Consider the following 11,969-nt stretch of genomic DNA (forward strand, 5'->3'; position numbering starts at 1 on the left):
TTTAAAAAATAACAATTTCCTTTAAAAAAATAAGTAAAAACTAGTGAAATTTTCAGCGAATTAGTGTAAAATGTATCTCAATGACTCAACGAGTGTTTCAGCCGAAACACTGTCAAAGAAAGTACATACAAAGAAACAGAAATAGCCATTTTTGATGGCTGTTTTTTTATGGAGGAGGCAAATTATGACGAAAAAAAATAGTATGATGTACTTAGCAATTTCTAACTTATTTCTTGTTTTTCTAGGCGTAGGCCTAGTCATTCCCGTAATTCCCCAATTAAAAGAAGAAATGCATTTTTCTGGTACCACAATGGGAATGATGATTTCTATTTTTGCGATTGCCCAATTAATCACATCGCCAATCGCAGGTGTCCTTTCGGATAAAATTGGTCGGAAAAAAATGATTGCGACGGGCATGTTGGTGTTTTCAATTTCTGAGTTATTATTTGGTTTAGCCCAAGCGAAAAGCGGTTTTTATATTTCTCGTGGTTTAGGTGGGATTGCCGCCGCTTTATTAATGCCGTCAGTGACAGCTTTTGTGGCAGATATGACCACGATTTCTGAACGTCCGAAAGCGATGGGGCTTGTGTCAGCTGCAATTAGTGGTGGTTTTATTATCGGACCAGGAGTTGGTGGTTTTATTGCTTATTTAGGCATTCGCGCTCCATTTTTTGCGGCCGCATTTTTAGCGTTTATTGGTTTTATTTTGACATTAACTGTTTTGAAGGAGCCGGAGAAACGAATTTTAGCCGCTGTTGAAGCGAAAAAAGGTTCATTTATGGATATTTTAAGAAATCCAATGTTTACCTCATTATTTGTGATTATCTTAATTTCCTCTTTTGGCCTGCAAGCGTTCGAATCTATTTATAGTATTATGGCGACTATTAATTTTGGCTTTACCACAAGTGAAATAGCAATCGTGATTACGGTTAGTGGTATTTTAGCGTTGATTTGTCAGTTGTTTTTCTTTGATGCAATCGTCCAAAAAATAGGTGAAATGGGTTTAATCCAATTAACCTTTTTTGCAAGTGCCATTTTTATTGCCGTGATTGCTTTTACAAAAAATAATTTAGTTGTTGTATTTTCAACGTTTATTGTCTTTTTAGCGTTTGACTTGTTTAGACCAGCAGTAACTACTTATTTATCCAAACATGCTGGAGATCAACAAGGAACCATCAACGGACTAAATTCGACATTTACAAGTTTTGGTAATATTTTAGGACCAATGGCAGCAGGAGCTTTATTTGATATCAATCACTTTTTCCCTTATTATGTTTCAGCAGTAATTCTGTTAGGAACGGGCTTTTTATCGTTATTTTTAAATCGAAATAAGATGTAAAATAAAAAATAAGTATTTGGAATATAATAATTCCGAATACTTATTTTTTTTTGATCACCAACCGTTCTTGAAAAAAACAAAAAAATAAACAGTGTTCGCTTGATTAATCGAACATTTGTTCGTATAATGATTTTGCAAGTGAGGTGATGTTTATGAAATTTGATTATGAAAAAGAACCTAGTCGCGATATTCTTTGTATTGATTGCAAAAGTTTTTACGCTAGTGTAGAATGCGCAGAACGTGGGTTAGATCCGTTGAAAACGATGTTAGTAGTGATGAGTAATGCCGAAAATGCGGGGGGATTAGTTTTATCAGCATCGCCAATGGCAAAAAAAGTTTTAGGTGTTTCAAATGTTACGCGTAAAAATCAAGTGCCCGCTCATCCTGATTTATATGTGGTTCCGCCACGAATGAATTTGTACATGAAAAAAAATCAAGAAATCAATAATTTATATAAAAAGTTTGTCGCAGATGAAGATCACTCTGTGTTTAGTGTAGATGAATCATTTCTTGATGTAACGGCTTCTTTAAGTTATTTTCATTGTGAAACCGCCTATAAGATGGCTCGGATTATCCAAAGAGTCGTTTATAATCATGTGGGTATTTATGTGACCGTTGGGATAGGGGACAATCCGTTACTGGCTAAATTGGCGTTGGACAATGGCGCCAAACATTCGCCAGATTTTATTGCAGAATGGCGGTATGATCGTGTACCAGATACTGTCTGGCAGTTGCCTTCTTTGACAGATTTTTGTGGGATTGGTCGCAGAATGGCTAAACGACTGAATCGCTTAGGAATTGATTCTGTATATGAGTTAGCGCAAGCGAATCCGCATCTTTTACAAGAAACATTTGGCGTGATGGGGCTTCAATTGTATGCTCATTCATGGGGGATTGATCGTACCTTTTTAGGGAAAAAAGCGCAACATAAAGCTGAAAAATCATTTGGAAATAGTCAGATTTTACCGAGAGATTATGCGCGAAGAGATCAGATTGAACTAGTCTTAAAGGAACTGACAGAACAAGTGGCTGCTCGTTTAAGAAAAGCGCATTGTCAAACGGAATGTATCACAGTCTACGTTGGTTATTCCAAAGGTCAAATTGACCGTGAAGGACGAACTGGTTGGCGAAAACAACAAACGATTCCTGCAACAAACAATACAAAAGTTTTGATTACCTATGTATTAGCCCTTTTTAGAGAACATTATCTAGCGGGAACCGATGTCCGGCAATTAGGGCTTTCTTATGGAAAATTAGTTTGGAATGAATCTTTACAATTAGATTTATTTTCGGAACCAGAAGAGCAAATTAGTGAAATGGAGTTAAACTATCTGATTGATAAAATCCGACAAAAATTTGGCTTTCAAGCTTTAATTCACGCCTCTTCTTTGTTGGAAGGTGCGACGGCAATTCATCGTTCAGGATTAGTCGGTGGACATGCTGGAGGAAATGTCGGTTTAGGAGGATAACATCATGAAACGAACAAAAAAAGAATTTACACCTTATAATGAGTACCATGATCGGCCCTTTGAACTGAAATGGGCGACCGCTTTTGCATTGGGGGAGTTACAAGAAGGAATCGAAGCTTCTGACGAATATTCTAAGAGAGCGTTTGAACGCTTACCGCAACAGACAACAGAAGAAATTGAAGAATACTTAGAGCAGTCTTTAAAAAATAACCAGGTTTTAGAAATCCAATTGAATACATTGGATGATTTTGGCCGTGTTCAACCGCCAATTGTTGGTGTTTTTGAAGGGATGAGTTCAATGGAGTATGCAAAAGTTGGACATACACATATTTTATTTGAAGAGATTCGGCATATTAAAAGTCATGAGTTTACAAAGTGGTCGAGCCTTGATTAAAAAACTATTGTTATACGTGCGTTTTGTGAAAACATATGAGATAATGTTCATAGGTAATAGAAATAAAAATTATGGAGGTGGCTAGGATGGGACATCATTTAAAAGGACACCATGGCAAAAAAACAAACGCAAATGGCGGCTTTTTAACAAAGTTATTGGCAGGCGGCGCCTTAGTGGGCGTAGGAAAAAAGTTATACGACAATCGTGAAAAAATTAAAGAGCTGTTAAGTGACGACAAAGAAAAAAGCAACGACACTGAAAACAAATAAAGGACTGGATTGACGGAATGGTAAAAGATGCAGCGTATATTATTGAAGAGATTACCACGATTTTAGAAGGAACCTATTTTGTGATAACCAAGAAAGCGAATAAGCGCCGCATGTGTTTACATGTTTCAGATACCGCGAAAGAATTTTTACGTTGTCGACGGGAGTATGAAACATTCTTAGAGCAACAGTTTGATTATGCCACAATGTTTTTAGAAACATGTACGGAAGATGTTTCTGTTGAAATTCAAACGGGACTACTTGAAGAAACAAATTATCAAGCATTAACCGTGGAAAAATTACAACAGATAGCCACTAAAATGTAACACAGCTGTTGTGTTAGTTTTGATTCTTAATTTGGTTAAGGAGGCGGATAAAATGTCAGTATATCAACATATTTTGGTTGCTCTTGATGGCTCAGATCAATCTGAAAAAGCTTTTCATGAAGCTGTCAGGATTGCCAAAGAGGAACAAGCCACTCTTTATTTAGCTACAATTATTAATGATGCTGAATTTACGACGAGTCCATTTTCTTTTGAAGAATTGTATGATTTAGAAAAACACAAGTCAGAAGAGATGCTCACTGAAAAGGCAAAACAAGCGAGTGAAATTGGTGTAAAAACAGTCAAAAAAATTGTTGAGCTTGGGAGCCCAAAACGTTATCTTGCCAACACGATTTCTGAAAATTATGCCATAGATTTAATTGTGCTAGGTGCCACGGGAAGAGGTGCTATTCAACGAACCTTGATTGGTTCTACTACAGATTATGTGGTTAACCATGCTTTGTGCAATGTCTTAGTCGTTCGCTAATTGTGAGTAAATAATCAAGGGAACAATGTTTTATCGGGACGTTTTTTTAAATTAAACGAGAGGTGAGTTTATGAAAACAAAAATCGGAAAAACAGTTATCTTGTCAGCGTTTTTATTCACAAGTTTCCTTTTACTGAGTGGTTGTACCTCGGCTGGCGAAGAGATGGAAAAAACAATTGATTGACAGAAAGAAAAAGTCGATAAAACGGTCGATAAGCAGAAACATAAAAATGAAAATTCCATGGAAAGTTACGACGAAAAAGTTGACCGTTCTTTAGATAGTCAAGAAGACAAAATCGATACTACTGAGTAACGGGAAAGTTTTCAACTATCGGCTAGTAAATAAATAATATACAAAAGGGAGCATCCACTGCAGTTATTTCTCACAGCGGATCCTCTCTTTTGTGGTTAAAAAGAAAAAGTTAACTGCTCCCCAACAGTTAACTTTTAATCATGTTGCACATAGTTAAAACACTCTATATATCATTTATATCATTTGAAACGGGTGGTGTAAAAAGAAATCTCTTGAAAAGAGTCTCCATTTATAGGGAAGATTTCCCATAAAAAAGAGAAAAGTATAATCACAGAGAGTTAGAGAAAGCAAAGGGAAATAAGTATGTTAAAATAAGAAGCAAGAAAGAATACAAGTATGCAGAAAATAACAACTAATTAGGTGAAAACAATGGAAATACATTTTGAAAAAGTAACAAGCGATAATCGTAAAGCAGTGGAAAACCTACAAGTTTTTGCTGAACAACAAACCTTCATTGAATCAATGGCAGAAAATCTAAAAGAATCAGACCAATTTCCAGAATGGGAATCGGCAGGTATTTATGACAGCAATCAATTAATCGGCTATGCCATGTATGGACGTTGGCAAGATGGGCGCGTTTGGCTAGACCGCTTTTTAATTGATCAACGGTTCCAAGGACAAGGTTATGGGAAAGCAGCCTGTCGACTTTTAATGTTAATGCTAATAGAAAAATACCAAACAAACAAGCTATACTTGAGTGTTTATGATACGAACAGCTCAGCAATTCGGTTGTATCAACAACTTGGTTTTGTATTTAATGGTGAATTAGATACGAATGGTGAGCGGGTAATGGAATGGACACATCAGAATAAGTAGATAGAACAGGTGAGACAAAAGCCATAGCGCATTTTGTTTCATCTTTTTCTTTTAATTGGCTTCATTTGTTTACTTTTAGTAAGTAAAATGGTAAATTTAGTTCAATCTGTTTTGAAAAAAGAGTTACTGGAGGGTAAGGATGAAAATAGAATTTTTCCATGATGTTATTTGTAGTTTTTGTTTTCCAATGTCTGACCGCATGCATGAGATTCAACAAGAATTTCCTGAAATTGAATTGATTCATCGGTCGTTTGCTTTGGGATGGTCAGCAAACGATTTTGAAACAATGTTTGGCTCACGAGCAGTAGTAAAAGAAGAAGTTTTGACGCATTGGGTGCATGCCAATCAAAACGATTCAAAGCATCGTTTTAATATTGAAGGGATGAGGAAGCAACGATTTGATTTTCCAACATCAAAGAATGCATTATTAGCAGCAAAAGCAGCTGGATACATTGGCAACCAAGACACTTATTGGTTACTGTTTGATAAGTTACAAGAAGGTTTATTTATGAGAAGTTTAAATATTGAAGAGCCAGAAGTAATTGAGGAGCTAGTAAAAGAGACAACGATTGATTTTGCTTTATGGAAAGAAGCTGTTGCTTCCGAGGCTGTTTGGACGGCGGTTCAAGAAGATTTCGCGCTAGCTTCTGCTTATGGTTTACAAGGAGTTCCCGCACTAATCATTAATCAAAAATATCTAATTAATGGTGCAGTACCGAAACAGCAAATCAGCCAAACGATTCAAAAAATTCTCGCAGAAGAAAAACAACAGCAACCGTTAGTTTCATTAACTCCTTCTTCTGAAGAGTCCGCTTCGTGTGAGTTTAAGGAAGGCACATGGACGTGTCATTAAGCAGCTTAAAATAACGTTATTCTTTGACAAAACGAAAGACTTCTGTAATAGTTAATGCGGGGGTGATAATATGTTTAACGCGTATAGAGAATACTGGAATAATATTACAACAATGAATGCGTCAGCAACACGAGCACAATATTGGTGGCCACAATTAATTAATTATTTGGTGTTAGGGATTTATTCAGCAATTACGGGCGTTTACAGATATATTGAAGTAACACCCAATGATGGAACAATCATTAAAGAATGGAATACGGTGACCATTATCTTTTTCTTGCTGACTGCTTTAATTTGGTTGGCAAACTTTACTGTTCGAGCAAGAAGATTGCATGATCGCGACCACAGTAACTGGTGGATTTTATTCTATTTACTTCCTTTTATCGGTACTTTAGTGATCTTCATTACATTAATTTTGCCAAGTAAAAGTCACACAAGATGGCCAGTGAATCAATCAGAAATTTAATTTGCTGGTTTAGCTGATTATCTTAAGAGTGAAAATAGGACATAAGTCATTTCGACTTATGTCCTATTTTCTTTTTTATTTCAGAAAAATAAAAATATCTTCTGTATGATGGCACCTCACATTACGCGGTTCTTGCTAAAAGGGCTATCTTTTTGGTAGATAGGGAAAACCATTAAGACGTTAAAAGTTTAATAAATCGAGCAATTCTCTTTTGTTAGAAAATAAGATAGCATCATTAATTAAAATACTTGGAACGCTGGTTTCAATAATTGGTTGATTGGTAATAATCAAGTCAAATTCTTCGAGTCGATGGTCACCTAATTGTTCTTCCGTAATTGCTAACGTATTTGAACGAATCCGATGCAAAGCTAAAATATCGTGGACATAGTTTCCAATATATTGACTATGATTCAGGCCCATGTCGCTAATAATCAAAATCTTTTTTGAGTCGAAACTCTGATTAATTTCTGGAAAAGTATTAAGCAACCAAAAAATATAAGAAGATGAATAGTTTAATAGATTTGTTTCTAAAAGAGCGGAAAAGAAATGCAATTCTGCTTTTAATCGTGCATATAAGTGAAGCTGAGTAAAATGAATTTGTCGAGTGAAAAAGGTGGCCCTTTGTGTCAATTCGGAGGTGTCAAAAGGCACTAATTGAGAAAACAAATAAAGACAGGTTAACAAGTGAACAGCGAAGTCGACGACTTCTTCTGTTAATTGTTCAATCTGTGAAAAAGCATTAAATTTTAAATTTTCACGTATTCTTTGACTGATGACTTCTTGGTCTTCGGAGTAGTATTGCTGAAAAGCGCCTCTTTGAAAATACCGGAGAACTTCTCGATAGGTTTCACGGCTGAGCCCAGTAAAATGACGACTGAGTAAAAGATAATCTTCCATTTTGATTGGACTCTTTTTATCTGTTTTTTTCTGGAAACGTTGTTGAAAGCCTTGATGCTCTCTTAATAAATCAACAATAAAATACATAATAAAGAAATCGTGTTCATAACTGTTATCCATACTAATAATATTTAATTGGCATTGATTACGACGCATTAATTGTTTGATTTCCTGCTTATCTAATTGATAAGGCAATTCATAATGACCATAATACATTAAAAAGAAAAAGGTTGTAAAAATACGTAAAGGCAATTCTTCTGTTTGGCTAGTTAATTGATAGCCTTGATCAACGATAACGCGAAGAGAGTAAGTTTCCAAGACCTGATTACACTGCTTCAATTTTCGAGCAAAAGAAGAGCGACTAATATTAATGGTATCGCAATAATATTCGATGGTTTTGCCAGGATTTTGGATAAATTCATGGAGCAATTGGGTGGTCGTTGACGTTTTTGCCATATCCGTCAGCACGTTTAAATATAAGGACACATTAAAGTTTTCTAAACGATAGCCTAATTTATGCGATGTTTTAATGGTTAAACTTTCGCCCCAACGCTGTTTAATCTCCTCAATATAACGAATAAAAGTAGACTCAGAACTACCAATATATTTTGCAAGTTCTTTTTTAGTCATCCATTTATCAGAAATGGATAAGACACGAATGATTTCTTCCATTTTCCGATAATTTTTTTCTAAAAACCTAATCATATTGTTTCCTCCCAAGTCCTTTACTTTAATGAAACAATCATCGAAACAATAACGCAATTTCAGAAATGAAACCGCTTGGTATGAAAGCTGGTGTGATTTAATGAGCTCCTTCTCTGTATAATAATTATCAGATTAGAATAATGAAATTTTACGTGCTAGGCAATTCTAATTTAACTGTTAATTCATAAAAGAAAGGAGAGAACAGACATTAAATTACTAAAGAAATTTGGGGTTTTCGGCGTAGTCTTTTTACTTGTCTCATCCTATTTCATACCGCTCATTGGCTATGCAGAAACAGCCAAAGAAGTTGAAATTACATCCGCTCAAATGATAACAGATGAGAATGATAAAACGAATATTAATATCGAGTTAAATCTTCTCAACCAAACAGAGCAGCCATTACAACGAGAAATTCAATTGAAAAATGCACAGTTCATGGATACTGCTGTAATTGAAAAAGACGGATATTCTTACCAAGTGACTAATGGTACGCTTTATCTGACTTTGGACGCACAAGTAAAAAAGCCGGTACAGCTTTCGTTAGCTGTTGAGCAAAGTTCGCTTCAAACAGCTCAGCCACCTAAGTTATTGTATGAAAACAACGAATATGATGTTTCAGTTACTTATGAAAAAATAACAGTAGAGGATTCTGCTAAAGAATCAACTGAACCAGAAAAAATAACTGTACCAGAAAATACGAAAGAAACTAACAAAAATGATTCGGCTCCAGAAAAAACAGAACAGCCGACCGCAACAGAAGAGGTAACCAATCCATTTGCAGAAGCAAGAATGGCGCCAGCTACTTTGAGAGCGAATCTGGCACTGCCTTTAATTGCACCACAATACACGACGGATAATTCTGGGACTTATCCGACAGCTAATTGGCAGCCCACAGGCAATCAAAATGTGTTAAACCATCAAGGGAATAAAGATGGTGGTGCCCAATGGGATGGCCAAACGAGTTGGAATGGGGACCCTACTAATCGCACAAATTCTTATATTGAGTATGGCGGTACAGGAGACCAAGCCGATTATGCCATCCGAAAATATGCTAGAGAAACAACAACACCAGGGCTTTTTGATGTATATCTTAATGTGCGTGGAAATGTTCAAAAAGAAATCACGCCATTGGATTTGGTCTTAGTCGTTGACTGGTCCGGAAGTATGAATGAAAACAATCGGATTGGTGAAGTTCAAAAAGGAGTGAACCGTTTTGTTGATACATTGGCAGATAGCGGTATTACCAATAACATCAACATGGGCTATGTTGGCTACTCAAGTGACGGTTATAATAACAACGCCATTCAAATGGGGCCGTTTGATACAGTCAAAAATCCAATTAAAAATATTACGCCAAGTAGCACTAGAGGAGGAACTTTCACTCAAAAAGCATTAAGAGATGCTGGTGATATGTTAGCAACGCCAAATGGACATAAGAAAGTTATTGTACTTTTAACGGATGGCGTCCCAACCTTCTCTTATAAAGTGAGTCGAGTTCAAACAGAGGCGGATGGTCGCTTTTACGGGACACAATTTACGAATCGACAAGATCAACCAGGTAGCACTTCTTATATCTCTGGTAGCTATAATGCGCCAGATCAAAACAATATCAATAAACGAATTAACAGTACGTTTATCGCCACGATAGGTGAGGCAATGGCCTTAAAACAACGTGGGATTGAAATACATGGATTGGGCATTCAATTGCAAAGCGATCCACGAGCTAATTTATCTAAACAACAAGTTGAAGATAAAATGCGTGAGATGGTGTCAGCCGATGAAAATGGAGACCTTTATTATGAATCCGCGGATTATGCACCAGACATTTCTGATTATTTAGCGAAAAAAGCCGTTCAGATTTCAGGAACGGTTGTAAACGGAAAAGTAGTTGATCCAATTGCTGAACCTTTTAAATACGAGCCAAATACATTATCAATGAAAAGTGTGGGTCCTGTTCAGGTTCAAACATTACCAGAAGTGTCGCTAACAGGCGCTACAATTAATAGTAATGAGATTTATTTGGGTAAAGGGCAAGAAATTCAAATTCATTATCAAGTACGTATTCAAACAGAGTCAGAAAACTTCAAACCTGATTTTTGGTATCAAATGAATGGTCGGACAACGTTTCAGCCATTAGCCACGGCCCCTGAAAAAGTTGATTTTGGGGTTCCTTCTGGAAAAGCACCTGGCGTGAAGTTAAACGTGAAAAAAATCTGGGAAGAGTATGATCAAGACCCAACAAGTCGGCCAGATAATGTGATTTATGAAATTAGTAGAAAGCAAGTAACTGACACAGCCAACTGGCAAACTGGGTATATTAAATTATCAAAACCAGAAAATGATACCAGCAATAGTTGGGAGCGCAAAAATGTAACCCAACTTTCCAAAACCGCGGATGAAAGCTATCAAGAAGTTCTTGGGCTTCCCCAATACAACAATCAAGGACAAGCTTTCAATTACCAAACAACCCGTGAATTAGCAGTTCCTGGTTACAGTCAAGAAAAAATCGACGATACTACTTGGAAAAACACGAAGCAGTTCAAGCCATTAGATTTAAAAGTAATCAAAAATTCTTCCTCAGGTGAGAAAAACTTAGTGGGAGCCGTCTTTGAATTGAGTGGTAAAAATGTTCAGACAACATTAGTGGACAATAAAGATGGGAGCTATTCCTTGCCAAAAGATGTGCGCCTACAAAAAGGGGAACGCTATACATTAACTGAAGTAAAAGCACCTGAAGGACATGAGTTAGGTAAGAAAACGACTTGGCAAATTGAGGTGAGTGAGCAAGGCAAAGTAAGCATCGATGGACAAGAAGTGACCACCACAAATCAAGTTATTCCATTGGAAATTGAAAATAAATTTTCTTCTTTGCCAATCAGAATTAGAAAATACACCATGCAAAATGGCAAACAAGTGAACTTAGCAGAGGCGACTTTTGCGTTGCAAAGAAAAAATGCTCAAGGAAGTTACCAAACTGTGGCAACTCAAAAAACAGATACTGCAGGATTGAGCTATTTTAAAATTAGTGAACCTGGTGAGTATCGAATGGTGGAACAATCAGGACCATTAGGCTACGACACTCTTGCTGGAAATTATGAATTTACTGTTGATAAATATGGGGAAATTCACTATGCAGGCAAAAATATTGAAGAAAATGCGCCAGAATGGACATTGACACATCAAAATCATTTGAAACCTTTTGACTTAACGGTTCATAAAAAAGCCGATAATCAGACGCCACTTAAAGGAGCGAAATTCCGTTTAACAGGACCAGATACGGATATTGAATTACCAAAAGATGGCAAAGAAACGGATACTTTTGTTTTTGAAAACTTAAAACCAGGGAAATATGTCCTAACAGAAACCTTTACGCCAGAAGGATATCAGGGGTTAAAAGAACCAATCGAATTAATAATTCGCGAAGATGGTTCAGTCACGATAGATGGGGAAAAAGTAGCAGATGTTTTAATTTCTGGAGAGAAGAATAATCAAATTACTTTAGATGTTACGAACCAAGCAAAGGTTCCTTTACCTGAAACTGGCGGCATAGGACGCTTGTGGTTTTACTTGATAGCGATTAGTACATTCGTGATAGCGGGTGTTTATCTCTTTATTAGACGACCAGAAGGGAGTGTGTAATC

The 11,969-nt window shown here is 36.4% G+C and carries 11 protein-coding genes and 1 pseudogene; 11 read left to right on the top strand and 1 reads right to left on the bottom strand.

Annotated elements, in window-relative coordinates:
• Positions 1-184: 184 nt before the first annotated feature.
• The 10 genes and pseudogenes from emeA to IGL23_RS04420 all read left to right on the top strand — a co-directional run bounded on the left by emeA (position 185) and on the right by IGL23_RS04420 (position 6,726).
• A complete protein-coding gene (gene emeA, locus IGL23_RS04375) occupies positions 185-1,339 on the top strand; it encodes a multidrug efflux MFS transporter EmeA (RefSeq protein WP_002358140.1) in 1,155 nt (384 codons plus the stop codon).
• Positions 1,340-1,491: 152 nt separating this feature from the next.
• Positions 1,492-2,808, top strand: coding sequence for a Y-family DNA polymerase (locus IGL23_RS04380; protein WP_002361586.1), 1,317 nt, complete (start codon positions 1,492-1,494; stop codon positions 2,806-2,808).
• 4 nt (positions 2,809-2,812) lie between these two features.
• Entirely contained in the window at positions 2,813-3,202 is a 390-nt protein-coding gene (locus IGL23_RS04385; RefSeq protein WP_002358138.1) for a hypothetical protein, read from the top strand.
• A 71-nt stretch (positions 3,203-3,273) separates the two neighbouring features.
• Positions 3,274-3,471 carry a hypothetical protein gene (locus tag IGL23_RS04390; RefSeq protein ID WP_002360617.1) on the top strand — a complete coding sequence of 66 codons (198 nt, stop codon included), beginning with the start codon at positions 3,274-3,276 and terminating at the stop codon, positions 3,469-3,471.
• A 17-nt stretch (positions 3,472-3,488) separates the two neighbouring features.
• Complete coding sequence (locus tag IGL23_RS04395) at positions 3,489-3,794, top strand: hypothetical protein (protein WP_002375233.1); 306 nt, start codon at positions 3,489-3,491, stop codon at positions 3,792-3,794.
• Between the two features lie 52 nt (positions 3,795-3,846).
• Positions 3,847-4,278 (top strand): universal stress protein, encoded by a 432-nt coding sequence (locus IGL23_RS04400; protein WP_002391595.1) that lies wholly within the window; start codon positions 3,847-3,849, stop codon positions 4,276-4,278.
• A gap of 70 nt (positions 4,279-4,348) precedes the next feature.
• Positions 4,349-4,591 (top strand): annotated as a pseudogene (locus IGL23_RS04405) (hypothetical protein).
• A 369-nt stretch (positions 4,592-4,960) separates the two neighbouring features.
• Entirely contained in the window at positions 4,961-5,407 is a 447-nt protein-coding gene (locus tag IGL23_RS04410; RefSeq protein WP_033595402.1) for a GNAT family N-acetyltransferase, read from the top strand.
• 139 nt (positions 5,408-5,546) lie between these two features.
• Positions 5,547-6,260: a DsbA family oxidoreductase gene (locus IGL23_RS04415; RefSeq protein ID WP_033595404.1), complete on the top strand. Its 714-nt coding sequence runs from the start codon at positions 5,547-5,549 to the stop codon at positions 6,258-6,260.
• Positions 6,261-6,330: 70 nt separating this feature from the next.
• On the top strand, positions 6,331-6,726 hold the full coding sequence (locus tag IGL23_RS04420; protein ID WP_002358131.1) for a DUF805 domain-containing protein: 396 nt from the start codon (positions 6,331-6,333) through the stop codon (positions 6,724-6,726).
• 180 nt (positions 6,727-6,906) lie between these two features.
• On the opposite strand, the gene IGL23_RS04425 is transcribed toward IGL23_RS04420, so the two are convergent.
• The gene (locus IGL23_RS04425) at positions 6,907-8,328 is read right to left on the bottom strand and encodes a helix-turn-helix domain-containing protein (protein ID WP_002382000.1); all 1,422 of its coding nucleotides are present in this window, start codon (positions 8,326-8,328) and stop codon (positions 6,907-6,909) included.
• 174 nt (positions 8,329-8,502) lie between these two features.
• On the opposite strand from IGL23_RS04425, the gene ebpA reads away from it, so the two are divergent.
• Entirely contained in the window at positions 8,503-11,967 is a 3,465-nt protein-coding gene (gene ebpA, locus IGL23_RS04430) for an endocarditis and biofilm-associated pilus tip protein EbpA (RefSeq protein WP_154230825.1), read from the top strand.
• Positions 11,968-11,969: the final 2 nt, after the last annotated feature.

This window comes from Enterococcus sp. MSG3299 (assembly GCF_050555765.1).
Lineage (GTDB): Bacteria > Bacillota > Bacilli > Lactobacillales > Enterococcaceae > Enterococcus > Enterococcus faecalis.

Bases quoted from the DNA above. Each gene is read 5' to 3' on its own strand.
- IGL23_RS04425 (WP_002382000.1), bottom strand. From the start codon at position 8,328: ATGATTAGGTTTTTAGAAAAAAATTATCGGAAAATGGAAGAAATCATT.
- IGL23_RS04415 (WP_033595404.1), top strand. From the start codon at position 5,547: ATGAAAATAGAATTTTTCCATGATGTTATTTGTAGTTTTTGTTTTCCA.
- IGL23_RS04385 (WP_002358138.1), top strand. From the start codon at position 2,813: ATGAAACGAACAAAAAAAGAATTTACACCTTATAATGAGTACCATGAT.
- IGL23_RS04395 (WP_002375233.1), top strand. From the start codon at position 3,489: ATGGTAAAAGATGCAGCGTATATTATTGAAGAGATTACCACGATTTTA.
- IGL23_RS04380 (WP_002361586.1), top strand. From the start codon at position 1,492: ATGAAATTTGATTATGAAAAAGAACCTAGTCGCGATATTCTTTGTATT.
- IGL23_RS04400 (WP_002391595.1), top strand. From the start codon at position 3,847: ATGTCAGTATATCAACATATTTTGGTTGCTCTTGATGGCTCAGATCAA.
- IGL23_RS04390 (WP_002360617.1), top strand. From the start codon at position 3,274: ATGGAGGTGGCTAGGATGGGACATCATTTAAAAGGACACCATGGCAAA.
- IGL23_RS04410 (WP_033595402.1), top strand. From the start codon at position 4,961: ATGGAAATACATTTTGAAAAAGTAACAAGCGATAATCGTAAAGCAGTG.
- emeA (WP_002358140.1), top strand. From the start codon at position 185: ATGACGAAAAAAAATAGTATGATGTACTTAGCAATTTCTAACTTATTT.
- IGL23_RS04420 (WP_002358131.1), top strand. From the start codon at position 6,331: ATGTTTAACGCGTATAGAGAATACTGGAATAATATTACAACAATGAAT.